The sequence below is a fragment of the Arcticibacterium sp. SM2516 genome, assembly GCF_057914865.1.
This window is the reverse complement of the sequence record NZ_CP195290.1, coordinates 4,581,990-4,602,994: the sequence shown is the minus strand read 5'-3', so window position 1 is coordinate 4,602,994 and position 21,005 is coordinate 4,581,990. Positions and strand designations below refer to the sequence as shown.

The following is a 21,005-nucleotide window of genomic DNA, read 5'->3' as shown; positions in this document are numbered from 1 at the left end:
TGGCCAAGGAAGTGAACTAGATGAATGACATATTCCTTCTATGTCGTCCTATAACTCAAATATAGTCTCAAAATAAAACCACGTTAAAATTTAAGACACAATAACCTTTAGAGAAACAAAATACATGATTCACGAGTCTATTGTAATGTGCCAATATTTATAATTTTCAATCCAACTCTAATGGACAGAATCACTATAAACCTCCATTAACAACTCTTCGTCAAAGCAGCTTACCCTAGCTCCGCAATAACCGTCTCTCCACCCACAGGCTTGTCGTCTAGTTTACAAAGGATTTTAGCATCAAGCGGTAAGAAAATATCTACTCTTGAACCAAATTTAATGAAGCCAAATTCAGAGCCTTGTGTCGCTACATGACCTACTTCAGCATACGTTACTATCCGTCTTGCCATGGCTCCGGCTATTTGTCTAAAAAGTACTTCTGTGCCGTTTTCATGTTTTACCACTACTGTGCTACGCTCATTTTCTGTACTTGATTTTGGGTGCCATGCTACCAAATATTTCCCTGCATGGTATTTACAATAACTTACCACACCTGAAAGTGGGAAGAAATTTATATGCACATTAATAGGTGACATAAAAATAGAAACTTGCCTTCTAGGTCCCTTAAAATATTCTGTTTCTACTACCTCTTCTATCACCACTACTTTACCATCTGCTGGTGCAATAATATGATTTGGATTCAAAATCGTGGTTCTTTTCGGTTTTCTAAAGAACTGCAAAACAGTCACCATTATAAACAAACTAAAGGCCAACCATAGCAGCTGCAGCCAGTCACTTTCTGGAAGTAAAAATCTTATTATAAGATAAATAGATAGCGTCCCGAAAAGGGAAATAAGTATCGTGGCCTTGCCTTCTTTATGAAGCGTCATCTTTATATTGGTAATTTTTATACGACAAATATAATAGGGCTATTTCGATTTATACGTTCCAACAATATTTTGGCGTTATTTGCACAGCAAACACAATCCGATTTTTAATGATTTCAAAAGTGCAGTTTTGGCGTTTATGGCCAAATTCTCTAAAAATAGCTCTGGCTATATTTTCTGTAATTTCTTTGGTTTTAGCTGGTATTTCTGCCTTCTGGTTTTTCAATGATCTCCACAATGTTCTACACTGGGATATTGCCTCTGAGCTTCATAAAAAATTTATTGCCTCAGAAGCCTTCGTAGAAAAAGGTTTAAGGTTTACTAATAACGAACTCATCTACTACATAAAAGAATGGTATCTCCCCGCCAATGAGGTTGTCAATATAAAAGCATCTTGGATTCTTTTTGGATCACTTATTCTTGGTATAAGTTTAATTAGCACTGCCTTATCTTTCCAAAACAACTTTTGGTTTTTAGGCTCACTCCTTATCTTGGCTTCATTTCTTATGCTTTCAAGAACAGAAATTATCTTTCAAAGCACCAACAATCTTCCATTTATGGTGGCTTTTGTTGCATTAGGGTTGCTACTCTTCTTTTTCAATTCCTTTTTGAAAAAAGCCAGCTTCTGGTTAAGGTTTTCTTTGATACTCGCCCTATTCCTGGGCTTTACTATTATATCTCTTAATTTTTCTAAGGTCAAATTCCCTCTTGTGGCTTTAACAAATTACGGCTTGTTATTTTCCATCCTTTGCTTTGCCATTTTTGTTTTCTTCATAGCCCACGAAATAGTGGTAGCCCTTATTTACACCGTTATTAATTCATCCGAAAAAAGCAAAAACTCTTTCAAAACTTATCTAGGAATTGGCATCATTTACTTACTAAACTGTCTACTCATTTATCTGGAAAACATAAAATTGATAGAGGATAGTTTTATGGTGATTAGTCCTGTATTGCTCTTTGCCATTTCCAGTATCCTAGGCATCTGGGGCTTTAAAAAACAGTGTGAAGATACTGGCGTTTTTAGCTTTCAAAGAACTGGAGCATGGCTCTATATGGGCTTTCTAATTATTTCCATAAGCGTACTGGGTTTCGTATATGCCACCGCAAACGACCCACTCATTGAGCTACTGAACGACTATATCGCCATAGCACACTTGGCACTCGGTTTGGTCTTTTTTGCACACGTTATTTTAAACTTTATTGGCGTTTTTCAGAATGGCTTGAATGCATATTTAGTCCTTTACAAACCTAAGTTTAACAGCATCATTTTAGCTAAAATATTAGGTGTTTTTATCATGGGCTTTTTCTTAATCCAGAAAGACATCTATGCTTACAATCAGTTAAAGGCGGGACTAAATAATGCTATTGCAGACTTCTATCTGGCAGAAGGAGAAAATACAGCCGCAGAAACCTATTATAAAGAGTCGGTTAAATCCGACTTTTTTAATCATAAAGCCAACTATGCACTCGCCGGTATGGCCAAAAACGTGGGCGACCGGATAACGGCAGCCTACTTTTACCGCCAAGCCATACAGAAAAACCCAAGTGAGTTTGCCTACGTGGGCTTAAGTCAAAACCTTGAGAGTGAAGACCTGTTTTTTGACGCTCTTTTTACTTTGAGAGAGGGGTCCGCCAAGTTTCCAGACAGTAAGGTTTTGGCTACCAACTCCAGCCATCTTTTAGAGAAAGCAAATGTCCGAGACAGTGTCTATTTGTATTTAGATAAGGCCATGCAGAACTGTGGAAAATGCGATGTAGAACGTGTTAACCTTCAAGCTTTTTGGATAGAAAATGCCTTAGCTTCTAAGTTAGATTCGGTAGCCGCTTCTTTTGCCGACGAGAAATATCCTTCAAACTTGGCCAATCAACTCGCTATTAGCAGAATGACGGGAAAGGTTAAAAGCCAACTAAAAGAGCTTCCAAAAAACACCGCTCTTAACACCGCCGCCTTCGGAGGAATTTATAACCAGATAGCCCTACCCGAAAATAGCCTCACGGCTCCAGACAGCGTTTGGGATGACTACATTAATAATATGGCAAATCAGCGTGTTTCTGAAGATTTGAGATATTTAAAGGCTCTTCAACTTTACCAAAAAGACGAAAAAATACTGGCCTTAAAGCAATTAACTTACCTAGCCCAAGACCATTCAGAAGCGGCATTGATGTATCGTAGAAAACTAGGGCTTTGGTATCTGAATGAAGGCATTTTTGATAGGGCCGTAGCTTTCATGACCGCCGCAGGCGATAATCAATCTACTCAAGTATTGATCGATAATAATTTCAAAAGCCATTTAACCTTAAAACAGTTACAACAGGCAGATGAAATACTACAGTTAGAAATAAACGAAGAGAACTACAAAGACATTTATAAAAAAGCTCCTTTCAATCCTTATATCCTTACCGATATCGCAGATTTCTTATCCTCAAAAGGAAAAGAAACGGAAGCTTATAACATGGTTTTTAACGCATTGGAGTTTAATGAATCTTCTGCAGAACTATGGAAAAAGTACAGCATTTTGGCTTTACAAAATGGCGTACCAGATTATGCTGAAAATGGAACACTTAAATTACAGAAACTACTTTCGGCTGAAGATTTCAAGCTCTTCATGACAAGTTTTAACCAAGAAAAAGAACGCATTCAAAAGCAACAAAATGAGTTTTAAACGCCACACGGCCTTAGGCTCAAAGACCGCCTAAGGCACCATCCTGACCATCTATCCTGAAGCAGTAACATTGGTATAAAAACTTCATAGTGATTCCGCTTTAAAACTACCTTTGCATAGATTCAAAATGATTTTTGTGAAGCAATGAAAATAATAGAGACCGAAAATATTTCTAAGAGGTATATCATGGGTACGGAAATCGTAGATGCCCTTAAATCGATATCTATTTCTATCAATAAAGGAGAGTACGTAGCATTTATGGGGCCTTCCGGCTCTGGGAAGTCTACGCTGATGAATATCATTGGTTGCCTAGATTCACCGACAAACGGCACCTATACTTTAAACGGAAAGGACGTTTCTGATATGACAGAAAATGAACTCGCTGAAATCAGAAATAAGGAAATCGGTTTTGTATTCCAAACCTTCAATCTGCTTCCGCGTCAGTCTTCTTTAGAAAACGTGGCCTTACCCTTAATTTATGCGGGGTACGGTAAATCTGCCAGAACAGAAAGAGCCCAAAAGGTTTTGGAAAGTGTGGGCTTAGGAGACCGCTCACACCACAAGCCAAACGAACTCTCTGGAGGGCAAAGACAGCGTGTGGCGGTGGCAAGAGCTTTGGTAAACAATCCTTCCATATTACTGGCCGATGAGCCTACTGGTAACCTCGACACCAAGACTTCCTACGAAATAATGGAGCTTTTTGAGGAGATTCATACCCAAGGAAATACCATTATTATGGTGACGCATGAAGAGGACATTGCTCAATACGCACATCGGATTATACGCCTTAGAGATGGGCTTGTTGAAACTGACATTCGCAACGAAAACCCTACAAATCCGCGTGAAATGGCCGCTAAACTTGCAGCGGTAAAAGAATAACTGTGTCTTATTAATCTTAGAGGGAAAAATCCAAAAACTGCCTTGCTACGTTTATTCAGCATGACAACGCATATAAGGCTCTTTTGAGGAATAGTTTTTTATTCGAGCTCTATTTTAACCAACGTTTTCTAAACAATTCAAATTTATTAAAATGAAAAAATTAATGTTTTTAGCTGCCGCCTTATTATTTGTCGGCACTTCGAATTCTTTTGCACAAAAAAGCCCGAAGCAAACCACTTCTGATGGAAACGTTTCTGTAACCTACAGTGCTCCATCTAAAAATGATCGTAAGATTTTTGGTGGACTAGTACCTTATAACGAAGTATGGCGTACCGGAGCAAATAACGCCACAGAAATAACATTCGCAAAAGATGGCAGCATTGGTGGAAAATCAGTTAAAGCAGGGACATACTCTCTTTTTACAATACCTACAGAAGGTGATTGGACAGTGATATTAAATCCAACATTAAAACAATGGGGTTCTTTTAAATACAATGAGATTAAAGACGCCGATCTTCCGCATGTCATGGCAAAATCCTCTAAAACAGCTAGCCCTGTAGAGCAAATGAACATTACGGTAAAAGGTGGTAAATTGGTTATTTCTTGGGATGATACTAAAGCTACGGTAGCGGTTAAATAAACCTCTTAAAGCTTATTTGAAAACCTCACCATTTGGTGGGGTTTTTCTGTTTTTACGTAGGTGAAAACCACATTAAAGTATTGTTCGCTAAATTTGACCATCAGAAATTCTACAGAATGAAGCATAAAACGAAAGTAGGGCTACCTCCAGGCACTATAAAATATACAGGAAAAAAAGGAGGTACGCCACTAACACTAAACTATATAGAGTATAATTTAGAGTCTTTTCATTCAGAGACTTTTGAAGAAGTTCGTAAGGCTATTATCCATAAAGCCAAAGATAATTTAACGCAATGGTACGACATCAGAGGACTGCATGACGAAGCCTTTATTCAGCAGATTGGTGATGTTTTTGAAATACATTCCCTGGCATTAGAAGACATCGCAGATGTCTATAAAAGACCAGAATACGCTGAGTTTTTAAATGGTCATTTTATCTCACTAAAATACTTGCAGTACCAAGACGGTGAAATTCACATTCAGAACATTTCCATCTATTTTGACCAAGGATTTGTATTGACCTTTCAAGAGCATGAAGACGATATATTCAAACCGCTAAGACAAAGAATTCAGAAAGCTCAGGGTAGGATTAGAGCAAAAAAAGCCGACTATCTGGCTTACGCCATCATTGACTTTATAGTGGACAACTATTTTAGCGTTTTGGACGAAATAGAAATTAAAACCGAAAAGCTTGAAGAGGCCTTAATGACGGATGTTGAAGCCTTTGAACGCTCAAAAGTTTTCCCATTAAAGAAAGACTTGCTAAGGGTAAGGAAGGTAGTGGCTCCACTGAGAGAGGCACTCAATATGTTTTCAAAATCTGATTCAGATGACATAGAAGAGAAAACCAAAATATATGTGAGAGACGTGTACGACCACACCATTTCTGTAGTTGACACCCTAGACACGCTAAGAGATATTCTTTCTGGTGTACAGGAAATTCACATTTCTGAGATGAGCATGAAAATGAATAAGGTGATGCAGTTTTTAACCATTATCACGGCCATTTTTGTGCCCATCACCTTTTTGGCGGGTATCTACGGTATGAACTTTCAGCACATTCCAGAACTTCAATACAAGAATGGCTACTTTATTTTATTAGGTGTAATGGCCGTACTTTCTGGTGGAATGCTGCTGTATTTTAGACGGAAGAAGTGGCTGTAGAAAGAATCCTTATGTAAAGCTTTTTCGGTTTTCTTTACATATGCTAGTCTATCTGTAAAGATATTTACGTTTTCTTTATATAGGGATTTTTACCTTTTCTTATTTTTACAAGAGATTCACACATCCCAAATGAGAAAATTACTAATTTTTCTTTTTCTTTTTTCTGCTAAGTCCTATGGGCAAATACAAATATCAAATTTTCAATACCCCTTAGACAGTCAAACGTTAGCATATAGGTATTATCCTAGACCCGAAAACGCGGTTTTAATATCTAGCCATTCTGGTGTTTCTTATTTAGACTTAGAGACTAAAGAGACCACTGCATTGAAGCTTTTTGATTCCGTCTCCGTGGCTTCTGTTATTTCTATAAAGGAAAACTTAGGAATATTTGCCGATTCTGCTGGTTCAAAGTACATCTGTTCTATAGAAAAAGAAGAGTTAAAAATACTCCATACTGTTTATCAGCCCTATTTAACCTCAAGAGGCTTAAACTTTTCACAAGTCGGAAATTCATTGTTCTTTTTTGATGACAAAATACTTTATAAAATTTCGGATAATACCATCTTAGCTGTTGACACCTCTCGTTCCGATTCTTTCTATCGCGATCTTCTAATTTCAGACGGACAAAACTGGGCTTTCTTAGAGAACCAAACTGTCCATTTCAATGGCTACAGTAGCAATATTCAAAACTTAATTAGTCCAAACTTTGCCACCGAACTATTCTTTGTTAACTCAAGACTTCTGATTTATCCTGGAAAAGGGGAAATTTATGAAGGAGTAATCAATGGTACAACCCTAAGTTTCAACCTATTAAGTGATGATTTCCGACCAAGTGCCCTAAGTGTTTTAAATGACACCTTATTGGCATGGTCTGGATTGGCAGAATATGCTTATTCACTCGAAGACTCTAGTTTTAATCTTATTGAAGAAGATTCTAGATTAAACATAATTAAGTACAAAGATGAATCTCTATCCTTATATATCCTTCGCAATTACCAAGACAATGCACAAGGAATAATATACAATTCAGATAGCACTAAAAGTTTTTCCATTGGTTTGAGAAATCAATCCAAAGGTGGAGGGCATTGGTCTCAAAAAAATCAACTTTTAGACATTAATAAATTTCAGGATAGATATCTTTTCAAATTAAGTCTGTTCGAAAAGGAAATTTTTCTACTAATAAATACGGAACTTGAACATGGTCTATTTTTTGAACCTATAAAACCACTGCCTAATGGTCATTTATTATGTCTCTCCAACTTTAGTTATGATAACAATTCCAATGCTTTGTATGAACTAGACACAAACGGCTTAAGCTTTCACCCATTTTATTCACTTCCAAAAACAAAACATTTTCTAGCCCAAGCAGGTTGGTTAAATGGACTTTACATTGGTGATAAAAACATTGCAATAGGCTCTAATTCTAACAAAATACTAATAAACAAAGTACCTGAAAATAGTGTTGAGCCAATTGACATTGACCCTCAACCTGACCTAAGTTTTAGATCATACTTTCTTCAGGATGGATTGGTCAAAATACCTTATGATAGTCTTTCTTCCAACTTACCACTATTCCAAGATCTAAGTAATTCGATAAGGTTACTTGGCTTTGACGACAAGTTTAACATTCGACTTTACTCGTCTGAAACAAATCGGTACTTAAGCATTCCTTTTTCCAAGTTTTATGATCCTGCAAACTTCTATATTCAGCAAGTATTAACTTTTGATGAAGAAAGCATTTTTATCATAAATGACAACAAAGTTTACTATTGGGATGGCCAAATTATCAAAATGGTTTATGAAGATGGTGACGTATTAGATCAAAGAATGCAACTCTTTTATGAACCCTATAATCGTGGTCTTTATGCGATTTCAATAAGTAAGAATAGAGCCGAAATCCGAATAGCTATTGTTGACAAAGAAGATCAAACCTTTAAAGATGCTTATAGAGGCAAGCTAAACCCTTCTTATGGTGTTACGTACGAGAGCATTGGGAATGGCACTCTTTCAGTAGGTAATAGCCTGGAATTCAGCAAGATTATTCTTTTAAACAAAAAAATAATTACTGAGGTTGAGCCATTCTGGGAAGGTTGGCCCTTATCATTTGGCATTGATCAGAATAATAATTTATACGCCTCATGTAGTATATCTTCCGAAAGCAGTTTTCGATTATATAGTAACTCCAATCCCAAAACGCCTTTAGTAAAATTTGAAAAGGTTAGTATGCATTTAGCGGCTTATCCATATTTGATAGTTCAGAATAAACAGATTTTCTTCCTGTCAAATCAAAATAACAAGGATGAGCTTTATAAATATAACTTTGAAAGTAGAACATTCAGTAAAGCTATTCTAAAGATTAAAGCTAATAGACAGTCCATAAATGATCATTCCGCCCTTTTACTTGAAGTTATTGATAAAAACAACTCTCCATTTTTCCTATTGTTTAACAAACAAGGCTCTTTTCAATTAAATCAAACCCCTATTAATTCTATCAATTATGCAGTGGACGAGAATGAACTTTATGTTCTTGGAAACTTAAAAGGAGGAACAACACAAGTATTCCGTTTGCCTTTTGATGGGGCGGAAGAAGCAAATATTGAATGGACTTTCTTAGAGAAAAATGAACTTCCATTGGGTGTTTTTGAGGAGAAAAGAAATGTCACCATTTTCCCAAACCCTTATGAAACAGAAGTTCACTTAGATTTGTCAAACATCGGACATGTGGATGAGGTTATCATCCTTGACTTGTTAGGAAGAAGTAAAAACATTCGATTCCCAAATTCTTCCATAAAAGCAAACCACACCAAGATTAAGGACTGGCTCAGAGAAACTAGCTCTACACTTTCTTCTGGAAATTACTTTGTGGTAATTCTTACTGAGAATGAAAAAATTATCAAAAAAATTATCAAGCATTAACCACATTAACAGCCTCCCCTGCTTGCCAGGCCTTAATATTGTCTGTCACTATTTTGAATAGTTTCTTTCTAGCTTCTAAAGTAGCCCATGCTACGTGCGGACTTACAATTAGATTCTTTGCACCAAAAAGTGGATTGCCGGCTGTTGGTGGCTCTTGAGAGACTACATCAATGGCAGCACCTGCTATTACACCTGAATCTAAAGCTTTTCTTAGGTCTGCATCATTAACCAAAGGGCCTCTTCCTGTATTGACTAGAATGGCCGATTTCTTCATTTTGGCTAGATTCTCCTCATTGATAAAACCGGCGTTTTCTTCTGTCAATGGACAGTGAAGACTCACAAAATCGGATAGACCCAGTAATTCATCCAACTCAACCGTTTTGTATTTAGCGTGAGCTTTATTTGATTTACGATTAACCAAAACATTCATTTCAAAGGCTTCGGCTACTTTAGCTACTTTTTCTCCAATATCCCCAATTCCTACAAGTCCCAGGGTCTTTCCTGCCAACTCGGTCAAAGTAAAATCATAATAACAGAAATCTGGCGAAGCCACCCATTTGTCTGGATTGTTGTGCTCGGCTATTCTATTGGTAAAGCTTAAAAGCATGGCAAAAACATGCTGAGCCACAGACATGGAACTGTAGTTTTTAGCATTGGTGACAGGTATTCCACGTTTTGCGGCAGCTTCTAAATCCACCACATTATAACCCGTTGCGGTAACGCCTATATATCTCAGATTTGGGAGTTGACTGATAATGTTTTCATCCAAAATCGCCTTATTTGTTAATAAAACATCCGCGTCTTTCGCTCGTTCTATTGTTTGAGCATAAGGTGTTCTGTCATACATTTTGAAAGAACCCAACTGCTCTAATTCGCTTAAGTCTAACTCTTCTGGATGACTCGTAAATGCATCTAAAAAAACGATATTCATGCTTTATGATTTGTCTTAGGTAAATTGCATCGAAATACTACAATGCTCAATGCCAAATATAATTAAAAATACCTCTTTAAAGCCCTTTAATACCTTTGGAATAGACACCAATGCAAAGCTTTTTGTGGAAATAAATTCTACAAATGAATTATTGTATTTGCTTCAATCCGATGATTACCTATCGAATGAAATTCTAATATTAGGAGGTGGCAGTAATATTCTTTTAACAAGGGATTTTGATGGCTTGGTGATAAAAAACAACATCAAGGGTGTAGAAAAGATAGAGGAAACGGAAAACGAGGTTATCATAAGGGTGGGTTCTGGTGAGGTATGGCATTCCTTTGTCTCTTATTGTGTTGATCAAGATTTTGGAGGTATCGAGAATCTATCTTTAATTCCAGGGACTGTAGGTGCAGCACCCATGCAAAACATCGGGGCCTATGGTGTAGAAATTAAAGATGTTTTTATTGAGCTTGAAGCCATCGACCGTAAAACACTGGAAATAAAAAAGTTTGACAACAAAGCCTGTGCTTTTGGCTATAGAGAAAGTGTTTTTAAGAACATTTATAAAGACCAATATTTCATTACACATGTCACTTTTAAACTACAAAAGAACTCGGCTTTAAATCTGGAATACGGTGCAATAAAAGAAACGCTGCAAGAACAGGGAATTAATAGCCCAACAATAAGTGATGTAAGTCTGGCAGTTATAAAAATAAGGCAGTCTAAACTTCCAGACCCCGCACTGATAGGAAATTCTGGAAGTTTTTTCAAAAACCCTATCATAACAAAAGAGGCTTTTAGTGTTTTAAAGGAACAAAATCCAACCATTCCGTCTTACGCTGCCGATGAAGACATGGTAAAAGTACCGGCTGGATGGCTAATAGAACAAGCTGGATGGAAAGGAAAAACCTTTGGCGAAATAGGGGTTCATAAAAATCAGGCCTTAGTTTTAGTAAATTATGGACACGGAAAAGGAGCCGACATAGCGGAACTTTCAGGCAAAATCCAAAACTCTATTCTAGAAAAATTTGGCATTACGCTTCATGCCGAAGTAAATATTATATAATTTGGTTTAGCCAAAACCTCTAAAAGTAAAACCATGGAAATTTCGCATGTCATATCAGACGCCATACTTTGCCTAGTTGGTCTTTTCGTTTTCTTCAGGTATTTAATGAAACTCGATCTTATAGAAACGCTACTTTGGGAATCTTTTATTCTATCTGTAGCTGTAGCCGCGTTTTTCGGAACTTTAAATTTTGCGGGAATAAGTGACGCCTCCGGCCTATCTGGTTATTTTCAAGTACTAGCTGCTACCGTGGGAGCTCTAGGCATTGCGGTGGCCGCTTGGTTTGCTGCCTTAGGCAAAAAACCTTCTAACGCTCTTACCTATGGCATAATCCTAGTGGGCTTCTTACTCTTTACTCTGGAGCAAATGCTGAACATGACGTGGGTTTCTAGCTATATTCCTTTAGTAACCATACCCCTTGTTTTTGTTGCTGGGATAGTGGCTATAAGCAAACGCAGAAAAAAACTAGGTTCCTGGTTAATTGCAGGAGTGGTTTTTGCAGCATTAGCCACCTTTAGAGATAGTTTTGTGAACAGTCCAGAAAACGGAATTGATGTATATCATTACTTACTAGCCCTTTGCCTTCTATGCTTTGGAATGGCAGCGTCTAAAAGCAATAAAAAGAGAGAAATACCGGCCTAAGAAACCATTTTCTTCAAAACATCTCTGGCCCTTCCGCTCACCAAAGACTCTTTGGCTTCTGCCATTCCCTGCTCTAGGGTAATGTTTTGGGCTACGCCAAGACCTATTGCGGCATTTGCCAATACCACAGAAGTTTGAGCCTCGGTGCCTTTGTTTTCAAGAATATCAACCAGCATTTTTGCGGAATCTTCTAAACCGCCGCCGCCATAAAGCTGCTCTGCTTTAAAATTTTTCAAGCCAAAAGCCGACGGGCTAAAAAGCTCGCCTTCGTCGGCAGATGGATAATGAGAAGAAAACATAAAGTCTCCGGTCAAAGAAATTTCGTCATAAACTGCCAAGTCGAAGATGATACCGAACTGCTTGTCGGTTTGACGAAAAACTTGCTCATATAATTCAAAAACGCAGAGGTCGTAAACGCCTGTCAATTGCTTTTTGACTTCGCCCGGATTAAGCAATGGCCCAAGCATATTGAAAAAGGTTTTCATGCCTAATTCCTTTCTAACAGGGCCCACATAACGCATGGCAGGATGAAAAAGAGGAGCATGCAAATAGCACATTCCTGCTGTTTCTAGTTTCTCTTTAAGATAATCTGCTTCGTTGGTAAACTTGATGCCCAAATGCTCTAAAACGGTACTGCTACCTACCGCACTGCTGACACCATGGTTTCCGTGCTTGGCTACTTTTTGTCCTGCACCTGCAATCACAAAAGCGGCTGTGGTAGAAATGTTAAAAGTATCTTTACCATCGCCGCCTGTTCCGCAAACATCCATGGCGTCAAAATCTGACAAATCTATTTTATTAGCAACCGCCAACATGGCATCTCTAAAGCCTGTCAACTCCTCTGCCGTAATGCCTTTCTGCTGAATTCCCATCAAAAAAGCAGCCGTTTGCGAAGTATTCACCTCGCCCGCAGCTATTTTAGAAAGGGCCTCAAAAGCTTCCTCTTTTGAAAGTGATAGATGCTGGATTAATTGGTTTAGGTAGGTTTTCATTTGGCTTTCTTTGTTCGGTATGGTCTGTTCACTAAAACTTTAAAATCTTGCTCCGTAATTCCCTTTTCCTGTATCACTTTATCTACATTATCCAAAAGCTTCTCAGAAAGGTACTTTGAAATAATATCGTTTATCTCTAACAAATATTTATCAGGAATACCCCGACTTATTGACCGTAAAATCTGCTCTTGCAACTCATTAATTGGCTCGTGTTTTCTGTAAAAGGTTTCATTATAAATAGCCATAATCACCCCTTCATCCAATTCTCCACCATCTTCACACCATGCTGTGTCAGATAGGCTTCTGGGTGAAACTGAACACCACGCACATCATACTTCTCATGTGCTTCTGCCATGACATAGCCGTTGTCGTCTTTTGCCGTAATTTTTAATTCATTAGGCATAGAATCTGGCAAAACAGTCCAGCTGTGATATCTACATACATCGAAGCGTTTCGGAATGCCTTTGAAAAGTAATTCATTTTCGTCTATCACTTCGCATGGTGTGGTAACGCCATGAAGCACCTCTCCCATGTTTTCCAGTTTGCTACCAAAAGCTTCTCCGATGGCTTGATGCCCTAAACAAACACCAAAAATGCTTTTTGTGGTTTTATATTCTGCCAACAAATCCATCATGATACCCGCTTCTTCAGGAATTCCTGGGCCAGGAGAAAGCATGATTTTATCGTATTTCTTAACATCTTCTACAGAGATTTTGTCATTCCGAAATACATCTACATCGCCACCTAATTCTTTTAAAATGTATACCAAATTGTATACAAAAGAATCATAATTATCTAGTACTAATATTTTCATTTCTTTGCTTTCTTTTTACCCTCTTCAGACATAATCCAGTTGGGGTTTCTTGTTATTGTCTTTATATGTTTGGCCTTCCTAAATCTCAGTGCCGACCAGTCTTCGTCTATCGCTACCATTCTTACGGGTTCAAAACCCAAATCTCCTAAAACTTGCCAACCGTTATCTCTATTAAACTCACAGCTATATTTCTTTGAGCTTCTCTTAGGATAAGCAAACCAGAACAAGGCATCTTCAGTTAAGTTCTCAGCCACTTTTGGCCCTAAAGTCTCAATTTCAGCCAGCTTGGTACAGAATATTAAACTAAACGGAATCTCAGACGAATCTAAATCCGTTTTCACGCCTAAAAATTGACTAAATGCCTTCATCATCTTCTGAAACTCATCTGGAGCATTCAGAATCAATATTGACTCTTGCGTCTTAAAATTTAGTTTTTTCAGTAATAAATTCATTGTCAATTTTGCACTGTTATCAAAAGCTGGCCAGTCGCATGCCCGTCCGAAGGCGAGGAGCGTAGTCGAGGACTATATCCCCTCCGCCATTTCCATGGCATCTCTTAATGCTCCTAACTTATTTCCAACTTCTGCCATTTCCAGAGCCACATCAGATTTGGCTACCACGCCCATTCCCGCTTGATAAAAAAGTCTGTTGCCTTTGCTCAAAAATGTACGAATGGCAATAGCGTGGTTAAAATTACCTTTGAAATCCATAAAACCAATGGCTCCACCGTAGATACCTCGGTTGGTATTTTCCAGTTTGTTAATTATGGTCATGGCCATATGTTTCGGCGAACCCGAAAGTGTTCCTGCCGGAAAAGTATCTGCCACCAACTGAAGCGGATTGGTTCCTTTCATCATCTTACCTGTCACTTTTGAAACCAAGTGAAGCACATGCGAATAATATTGAACCTCTTTAAAAACCTCCACTTTAACCTGTTCTGAGCTTCGGCTCAAATCATTTCTAGCCAAATCTACCAGCATCACATGCTCTGCAGATTCCTTAGGGTCGGCGTCTAATTGCTTAGCTAATTCAGCATCCTTTACATCATCACCGGTTCTTTTAAAAGTACCTGCTATGGGATGAATTTCAGCTCGCTCGCCATCAATATGAATTTGCTTCTCAGGCGATGAACCAAAAATACTGTAATCTCCTCCATCAAAATAAAACAAATAAGGGGAAGGGTTAATGCTACGCAATGCTCTGTAAACATTGAAATCGTCTCCCTCAAACTGCTTAGAATACCTTCTCGATGGCACTATTTGAAATACATCTCCTCTTAAACAATGTTTGATACATGTGTTGATGGTAGCTTTCATTTGCTCGTCCGTCACATTGCTTTCTTCCTCACTCGTGATTTTAAATTTTTTGCTGCTAGACTTCGGATTGTTCACAAAAAGCTCAATCGTTTCCAAGCCATTTTCTACAGGATTAGCTTCCCCACCATAAGTATGTTCAAAAATGTTCAACTCATTTTTAAAATGATTTATGGCTATCACGTACCTGTAAACCCTATAAATCAGCGATGGGACCTTATTCTCTTCGTTTTTTTCTTGAATTTCTATGTCTTCAAAATACTGAACCGCATCATAAGCCATGTGCCCAAAAAGACCATTGCTTATGGAGCCGCTCTTACTTTCAGGAGCTTCAAATCGCTCTGCAAAGTTTTTCAAAACGCCTACGGCATCTTTTCTGTTTTCTAGTTTAAAGTCTTCTCTAGTTCCATCAGGAAAAACCTGCTTCACCTCGTCGTTATCTATTATGATACTCGCCACTGGGTCGCAGCCGATGTAGCTGAAACTGTTTTGCATGGCATGGTAATCTGCACTTTCTAGCATGACAGAGTACTTGTACTGGTCACGAAGACGCATAAAAATACCAACTGGAGTTAAAGTATCTGCCAGTTGTTTTTTAGAACGGGTGGTAATGTTAAAAATCTTATTCATCGTAATTTTTCTAATGTTTTAAATTGGTCAATGGCTACGCTTTGACACAAAAAAAGCGGCCTTCTGTCAAACAGAAAGCCGCGTATATATTTTTTAAGCATAGCAAACTCTGTTCAACTCGTTCGAGAAGAAAGCCACCACCAAGAATTTGTTCTGCTTTGATTGTTCATGCCGTAAAACTAGAAAGGATTTTTTATAATGCAATGTTACTTTAAAAAAAAGCTATGGGAATAACTTGTAGATATCGTTTCTTTTAAGAAATCTAGCCATTTCAACAGAATCCCCTTCAATAAAAAGCCCTAAGCGATAAGTACCAATTCTAAGGCGGTAGACATTGTCATAGTTTTTCAATTTAACTAAGCCAAGGATGTCGTTCAAACTCTCACAAGACTTTATTGAAGAAATCACCTTTTCAAGATTCTCTTTTAATTTCCTGTCCTTTAAGCTTCTTACATCTTTCAGAAATGGCCTTAAATAGATTACATTCATGAGCGAAGGGCTGCCATAACTTCTTCTTCAGAAACTACGTCTGTTCTGTCAACCTGCTGCATTAATAATAGTAATCCCAAATCCTCCTTCTCTTCATCTGTAAGAGAATCAAGCCTTTCCTTTTCCTTAGATTCCACAAAAAAACGAACAGCATGCTCCATGAGAGCCTTAACGCTCATGTTTTCAAAGGCTGACAATATTTTGAGCTTAGTCAATGTAGTATTATCTATATCAATATTTTTCCTCATAGCATCTGTACTTAAGCCCTAATTTACAAAATGTATATAATATACACAATGTACTGAATGGGTTTGAAACAAAAAAAGCCCGACCGAAGGCCGAGCTTTTCATATATCATAAGTTAATTTCTTATCCTTTTGCAGCTGCGTAACGAGCTTCTACTGCGTTCCAGTTTACTACTGACCAGAAAGCGTCAATGTAATCAGGACGCTTGTTTTGATACTTTAAGTAATATGCATGCTCCCAAACATCAAGACCCAAAACAGGAGTACATGGGCACTCCGCTACATCCATTAAAGGATTATCTTGGTTTGGAGATGAACATACACAAAGAGACCCGTCCGCTTTAACACCTAACCAAGCCCATCCAGAACCAAAACGTGTTCCAGCAGCTGCTTTAAATTTAGCTTTGAATTCGTCCACAGAACCAAACTGAGCAATGATAGCCTCTTTTAATGGACCAGAAAGGTTTCCACCAACTCCTTGAGGAGCTAAAATTGACCAGAATAAAGAGTGGTTATAATGACCTCCACCGTTGTTTCTAACCGCAGCTCCACTAGCACCAGCTACAGCCAAGATTTCTTCGATAGTCTTCCCTTCTAAATCTGTACCTGCAATGGCGTTATTAAGATTAGTCACGTATCCGTTATGATGACGGTCGTGGTGTATTTCCATAGTCATTGCATCAAAATGAGGTTCTAATGCGTCGTTCGCAAATGGTAATGCTGGAAGTTCAAAAGCCATAATATTATTGTTTAATAAGTTTTCAAATTTATTGTCTTGATATGGTAACGGATTCAATGCTGATTATGTTCGCAATTGTTCAAAAAATTGCTTTATCAGCTGCTCTGACTCCGTAGCTAGCACCCCAGAGGTGATTTCCTTTCTGGCATGAATAATATCCTTAGAATATTTGGTATAGCCCCTTTTCACATCATGAGCCCCATAAATAACGTGATCGACTTGACTCCAAGCCAAAGCACCTGCACACATTACACAGGGCTCCAGCGTTACATAAAGCCTACATTCTCTTAAATACTTAGCGTCCAAATTATTTGCCGCCGCCGTAATGGCAATCACCTCTGCATGAGCAGTGACGTCTTTGAGCCGCTCAGTTTGATTGTACCCTTTACCAATAATCTGATTTTGGTCGGTTACCACAATTGCCCCTACGGGAATCTCACCCTCTTCAAAAGCCTGATGGGCTAAGTCCATAGCTTTTGACATAAAATACTCGTGCGAAAAAAGAGGATAGGATTGTTTCATGGCTCAAAAGTATTTTAAGTCCTTTAACAGACAAAGGCTTTATGTCTTTTTCACAAATCTGTAATTGACAGAAATGGTTCTTTAGCATTTTTTTTTCAATTTGCGGAGCAATAAGAAATACACAATGGAAATCAAACCAGAAGAAGTAAGAGCATTTATTCAGGCAGCATTAAGAGAAGACGTAGGTGATGGCGACCACACGTCACTTTCTACCGTTCCCGCAAGTGCACAGGGCAAAGCCAAATTATTGGTAAAAGACGATGGCATTCTAGCAGGCATAGAACTGGCTAAAGCTATCTTTAATGAGGTAGACCCTGAATTAGAAATAGAAATTTTACTTCATGACGGTGATGAAATCAAATACGGAGACATTGCATTCTATGTCTCTGGAAAAGACCAATCCATTCTTACTGCAGAGCGATTGGTACTTAACTGCATGCAGCGTATGAGTGGCATTGCCACCACAACCAGAGCCATTGTCAAGAAACTAGAAGGCACTAAGTGTAAAGTGCTAGACACCAGAAAAACAACACCAAACTTCCGTTTGCCCGAAAAATGGGCGGTAAAAATAGGTGGGGGCGTAAATCATAGAACGGGGCTTTACGACATGATTCTGATCAAAGACAATCATGTGGATTATGCCGGCGGCATCAAAAACGCCATGCTTTCTGCTCAAAAATATCTACAAGAAACAGGAAGACACCTACCTATAGAAGTTGAAGTGAGAGACTTTGAAGAACTAAACGAAGTTTTAGAAATAGGTGGTGTGGTAAGAATCATGCTTGACAACTTTAACTACGAAGACACCAGAAAAGCCATTGCCATTATAGATGGGCGATTCCCTGTAGAATCTTCTGGCGGAATTACGCCCGAAACCATTCGCTCTTATGCGGAATGTGGGATAGATTTTGCCTCCATGGGATACCTTACCCACAGCATTAAAAGCTTGGACCTAAGCCTAAAAGCCGTAAAATAAAACCCTTTTAATTTTCTTGGAGAAGGTCAACATTTCACAATACATTTGACTTCAAATTAAGTCAAACGAAATGAAAGCGAAACTAATCTCACTCCTTATCTTTTCTGCTTTAACCATCAGTATATCTGGATGTAAGAAGAAAGGAGGTCCATTATCCTGTGCGGCAGATTCTGTAAGATATTCTGAAGATATTAGTGCATTTATTGGCAATCAGACCAAAGGAAACTGTGAAGCCGTGAAGAAGTCTATAGATAAGCTATATAAAAGCTGTACCGCCCTGGCTGTTGCAGACAGAGAAGCCTACGAGGAGTTTCAGAATGACTTTGATTGTAACGATTATAACTAAGACCAATCTTGCTATGAAAATCAACTATTTACACCTTCTCATTTTTTCACTTTTGATTTTTTCGGTAGGCTGCAAAAAAGCCTCAGTATTAAACCCATTAGGGTCTTCTCAAAAGTGTGAAAGCGATGCAGAGAAATACAGTAATGCTATTTCTGTTTTTGCTAACCAACAGACCAATGCTAACTGCCTCTCTGTAAAATCAACGCTACAGGCAGCTGTAAAAAGCTGTGCTATTGGCCTTTACGCAAACGGCGATGCCTACAAGGATTTAGATTGTTCTCAGTTCTAGATATCCGCTCTTTCTAGCCATTTATGGCTGTTATGTGGTACGTAAGATTCCATTAGCTGAAAAACCCCTTCAATCGAATCAGAGATCTGAACAATCTCTCGGTTCGATTGTTTCAAAAAGCCTTCTCTCACCATTAGATCCATCTGAGCTATCAATGGCTTATAAAAACCATTGACATTCAAAAGAGCAACCGGCTTTTTGTGGAGTCCTAATTGAGACCAAGAAAGGATTTCAAAAAGCTCGTCCATACTCCCAAAGCCACCAGGAAGTGTAATAATAGCATCACACATTTTTTCCATCAAAGCCTTACGCTCATGCATGCTTTCTACCACATGAATTTCTGTTAAAGCGGGATGACCAACCTCCATTTTATCTAAAAATGAAGGAATGATACCTACCACTTGCCCACCGTTATCCATAACGGTGTCTGCTATGGTGCCCATTAAGCCTAAGCTACCTCCGCCATAAATCAAACGAATGCCTCTTTTTACCAATTCCTTCCCTAAGGCTACCGCCGTTTCTTTATAAACTGGATTTACACCAGAGTTTGCTCCACAATACACCAAGACCGATTTCATGAAATGTTCTTTTATTTAATCATCACTTGCCCAAAAATAGGGGATTATTTTCACTAATTTGGGACAGAATTTAACCAAAACAAACCCTTTCGAAATGAGTATTGAAGAAAACAGACGTTCGTTTATTAAAAAAATGGGTGGTAGTGCCATAGCACTTCCCTTCATCTCAAAAAAAGGACTTCCAAAACCAGAACAAGCCTATGAAGGCAAAAAACTAGGTATCGCACTCGTAGGTCTTGGGTATTACGCGGTTCAAAAAATACTACCCGCCATTGATGAGTCTCCTTATTGGGAACTGACTGGTATCGTTACAGGTACGCCATCAAAAATCCCAAAACTGAAAGAAAAATACAAGCTCAAGGATGAGAACATATTGAACTATGACAACTACGCTAATCTGGCAAATTGTCCTGATATTGACGTAGTATATGTATGTCTTCCAAATGGCTTACATGCCGAATATTCCATTAAGGCTGCCAATGCAGGAAAGCACGTCATCACTGAAAAGCCAATGGCCAATACCGTGAAAGAATGTGAAGACATGATGAAGGCCTGCGAAAAAAACAAAGTGAAACTAGCCGTGGGCTACAGATGCCACTTTGAGCCTTTTAATCTAGAGCTTATGCGTTATGGAAGAGAAAACACATTTGGTAAGATAAACTACATTCAAAGCATGTTTGGCTGGACTGCTAGCGACCCAAAAATGTGGCGTTTAAATAAAAAACTAGGAGGCGGAGGCCCTCTAATGGATGTGGGTATTTATAGCATCAATGCCGCTAGATACACCAAAGGAATGGAGCCACGTTCGGTTATCGCAAACTTTGGACCCGTTACAGACAAAACCAGATTTAGCGAAGTAGAAGAATCCGTTTCTTGGCATATGGAATTCCCTGACAACACCGTTTTTACTGGCTTTACTTCTTACAATACCAATGTAGAGAAATTTCAGGCTTACGGAGACAAAGGCTGGGTGGAAATGGGGCCTGCTTTTAGTTATGGGCCCATTGTAGGAAACACATCCAAAGGTAAAATGGACATGGAAGTGGTCTATCACCAAACCTACCAAATGAACGGAATGGGTGCTATGTTTTTAAGCCCCGACCCTGTTCCAGACCATTGCTCTGGTGTAGAAGGCTTAAAAGACATCAAAATCATGATGGCCATCTACGAGTCTGCCAAAGCTGGCGGGAAGAAAATCATGCTTTAAAACGCTTTCAAAAAACTTACGGTAGAGGTCAATTTGGCCTTTACCGTAATATAAAAACCTTCGGATTGATTTGAT

General features: G+C 38.5%; 23 protein-coding genes. 11 read left to right on the top strand and 12 right to left on the bottom strand.

Annotation, left to right across the window (positions count from 1 at the left end):
- Nucleotides 1-230: 230 nt before the first annotated feature.
- Nucleotides 231-890, bottom strand: a complete 660-nt coding sequence (locus ACSBFT_RS19075) for a phosphatidylserine decarboxylase family protein (protein WP_489602040.1) — start codon at nt 888-890, stop codon at nt 231-233.
- A 107-nt stretch (nt 891-997) separates the two neighbouring features.
- On the opposite strand from ACSBFT_RS19075, the gene ACSBFT_RS19070 reads away from it, so the two are divergent.
- The 5 genes from ACSBFT_RS19070 to ACSBFT_RS19050 all read left to right on the top strand — a co-directional run bounded on the left by ACSBFT_RS19070 (nt 998) and on the right by ACSBFT_RS19050 (nt 9,148).
- A complete protein-coding gene (locus ACSBFT_RS19070; protein ID WP_489602039.1) occupies nt 998-3,550 on the top strand; it encodes a tetratricopeptide repeat protein in 2,553 nt (850 codons plus the stop codon).
- Between the two features lie 144 nt (nt 3,551-3,694).
- A complete protein-coding gene (locus ACSBFT_RS19065) occupies nt 3,695-4,429 on the top strand; it encodes an ABC transporter ATP-binding protein (RefSeq protein ID WP_463046457.1) in 735 nt (244 codons plus the stop codon).
- 151 nt (nt 4,430-4,580) lie between these two features.
- Nucleotides 4,581-5,069: a DUF2911 domain-containing protein gene (locus ACSBFT_RS19060; protein WP_489602038.1), complete on the top strand. Its 489-nt coding sequence runs from the start codon at nt 4,581-4,583 to the stop codon at nt 5,067-5,069.
- Between the two features lie 116 nt (nt 5,070-5,185).
- Nucleotides 5,186-6,232, top strand: a complete 1,047-nt coding sequence (gene corA / locus ACSBFT_RS19055) for a magnesium/cobalt transporter CorA (protein ID WP_489602037.1) — start codon at nt 5,186-5,188, stop codon at nt 6,230-6,232.
- A 129-nt stretch (nt 6,233-6,361) separates the two neighbouring features.
- On the top strand, nt 6,362-9,148 hold the full coding sequence (locus tag ACSBFT_RS19050; protein ID WP_489602036.1) for a T9SS type A sorting domain-containing protein: 2,787 nt from the start codon (nt 6,362-6,364) through the stop codon (nt 9,146-9,148).
- Here the strand turns inward: ACSBFT_RS19050 and ACSBFT_RS19045 are convergent.
- Nucleotides 9,138-10,079, bottom strand: a complete 942-nt coding sequence (locus ACSBFT_RS19045; protein ID WP_489602035.1) for a D-2-hydroxyacid dehydrogenase — start codon at nt 10,077-10,079, stop codon at nt 9,138-9,140. The two genes, ACSBFT_RS19050 and ACSBFT_RS19045, sit on opposite strands and share 11 nt — an antisense overlap.
- A gap of 49 nt (nt 10,080-10,128) precedes the next feature.
- On the opposite strand from ACSBFT_RS19045, the gene murB reads away from it, so the two are divergent.
- Complete coding sequence (murB, locus tag ACSBFT_RS19040) at nt 10,129-11,148, top strand: UDP-N-acetylmuramate dehydrogenase (protein WP_489602034.1); 1,020 nt, start codon at nt 10,129-10,131, stop codon at nt 11,146-11,148.
- Nucleotides 11,149-11,181: 33 nt separating this feature from the next.
- Nucleotides 11,182-11,790 carry a hypothetical protein gene (locus ACSBFT_RS19035; RefSeq protein ID WP_489602033.1) on the top strand — a complete coding sequence of 203 codons (609 nt, stop codon included), beginning with the start codon at nt 11,182-11,184 and terminating at the stop codon, nt 11,788-11,790.
- Here ACSBFT_RS19035 and trpD read toward each other — a convergent pair.
- From trpD to ACSBFT_RS18990, 9 genes are all read right to left on the bottom strand, one after another.
- Complete coding sequence (trpD, locus tag ACSBFT_RS19030; protein WP_489602032.1) at nt 11,787-12,782, bottom strand: anthranilate phosphoribosyltransferase; 996 nt, start codon at nt 12,780-12,782, stop codon at nt 11,787-11,789. The two genes, ACSBFT_RS19035 and trpD, sit on opposite strands and share 4 nt — an antisense overlap.
- The gene (locus ACSBFT_RS19025; RefSeq protein ID WP_489602031.1) at nt 12,779-13,027 is read right to left on the bottom strand and encodes a hypothetical protein; all 249 of its coding nucleotides are present in this window, start codon (nt 13,025-13,027) and stop codon (nt 12,779-12,781) included. Before ACSBFT_RS19025 ends, trpD begins: the two co-directional genes overlap by 4 nt.
- Before the next feature lie 2 nt (nt 13,028-13,029).
- Complete coding sequence (locus ACSBFT_RS19020) at nt 13,030-13,596, bottom strand: anthranilate synthase component II (protein WP_489602030.1); 567 nt, start codon at nt 13,594-13,596, stop codon at nt 13,030-13,032.
- Nucleotides 13,593-14,048, bottom strand: a complete 456-nt coding sequence (locus tag ACSBFT_RS19015; RefSeq protein ID WP_489602029.1) for a hypothetical protein — start codon at nt 14,046-14,048, stop codon at nt 13,593-13,595. Before ACSBFT_RS19015 ends, ACSBFT_RS19020 begins: the two co-directional genes overlap by 4 nt.
- A gap of 72 nt (nt 14,049-14,120) precedes the next feature.
- Entirely contained in the window at nt 14,121-15,539 is a 1,419-nt protein-coding gene (locus ACSBFT_RS19010) for an anthranilate synthase component I family protein (RefSeq protein ID WP_489602028.1), read from the bottom strand.
- A gap of 222 nt (nt 15,540-15,761) precedes the next feature.
- Nucleotides 15,762-16,028 carry a type II toxin-antitoxin system RelE family toxin gene (locus tag ACSBFT_RS19005; protein ID WP_489602027.1) on the bottom strand — a complete coding sequence of 89 codons (267 nt, stop codon included), beginning with the start codon at nt 16,026-16,028 and terminating at the stop codon, nt 15,762-15,764.
- Nucleotides 16,025-16,276, bottom strand: a complete 252-nt coding sequence (locus ACSBFT_RS19000) for a P-loop NTPase family protein (protein WP_463046445.1) — start codon at nt 16,274-16,276, stop codon at nt 16,025-16,027. Before ACSBFT_RS19000 ends, ACSBFT_RS19005 begins: the two co-directional genes overlap by 4 nt.
- A 121-nt stretch (nt 16,277-16,397) precedes the next feature.
- Nucleotides 16,398-17,012 carry a superoxide dismutase gene (locus tag ACSBFT_RS18995; RefSeq protein ID WP_463046444.1) on the bottom strand — a complete coding sequence of 205 codons (615 nt, stop codon included), beginning with the start codon at nt 17,010-17,012 and terminating at the stop codon, nt 16,398-16,400.
- Between the two features lie 63 nt (nt 17,013-17,075).
- A complete protein-coding gene (locus ACSBFT_RS18990) occupies nt 17,076-17,534 on the bottom strand; it encodes a nucleoside deaminase (protein ID WP_463046443.1) in 459 nt (152 codons plus the stop codon).
- A 124-nt stretch (nt 17,535-17,658) separates the two neighbouring features.
- Between ACSBFT_RS18990 and nadC the strand changes: the two genes are divergently transcribed.
- From nadC to ACSBFT_RS18975, 3 genes are all read left to right on the top strand, one after another.
- Complete coding sequence (gene nadC / locus ACSBFT_RS18985) at nt 17,659-18,510, top strand: carboxylating nicotinate-nucleotide diphosphorylase (RefSeq protein WP_463046442.1); 852 nt, start codon at nt 17,659-17,661, stop codon at nt 18,508-18,510.
- A gap of 70 nt (nt 18,511-18,580) precedes the next feature.
- A complete protein-coding gene (locus ACSBFT_RS18980; protein ID WP_463046441.1) occupies nt 18,581-18,856 on the top strand; it encodes a hypothetical protein in 276 nt (91 codons plus the stop codon).
- Nucleotides 18,857-18,869: 13 nt separating this feature from the next.
- Complete coding sequence (locus ACSBFT_RS18975) at nt 18,870-19,145, top strand: hypothetical protein (RefSeq protein ID WP_489602026.1); 276 nt, start codon at nt 18,870-18,872, stop codon at nt 19,143-19,145.
- Here ACSBFT_RS18975 and ACSBFT_RS18970 read toward each other — a convergent pair.
- Nucleotides 19,142-19,723: an LOG family protein gene (locus ACSBFT_RS18970; RefSeq protein ID WP_463046439.1), complete on the bottom strand. Its 582-nt coding sequence runs from the start codon at nt 19,721-19,723 to the stop codon at nt 19,142-19,144. The two genes, ACSBFT_RS18975 and ACSBFT_RS18970, sit on opposite strands and share 4 nt — an antisense overlap.
- Before the next feature lie 94 nt (nt 19,724-19,817).
- Between ACSBFT_RS18970 and ACSBFT_RS18965 the strand changes: the two genes are divergently transcribed.
- Nucleotides 19,818-20,930 carry a Gfo/Idh/MocA family protein gene (locus ACSBFT_RS18965; protein WP_463046438.1) on the top strand — a complete coding sequence of 371 codons (1,113 nt, stop codon included), beginning with the start codon at nt 19,818-19,820 and terminating at the stop codon, nt 20,928-20,930.
- The last annotated feature ends 75 nt before the right edge of the window (nt 20,931-21,005 follow it).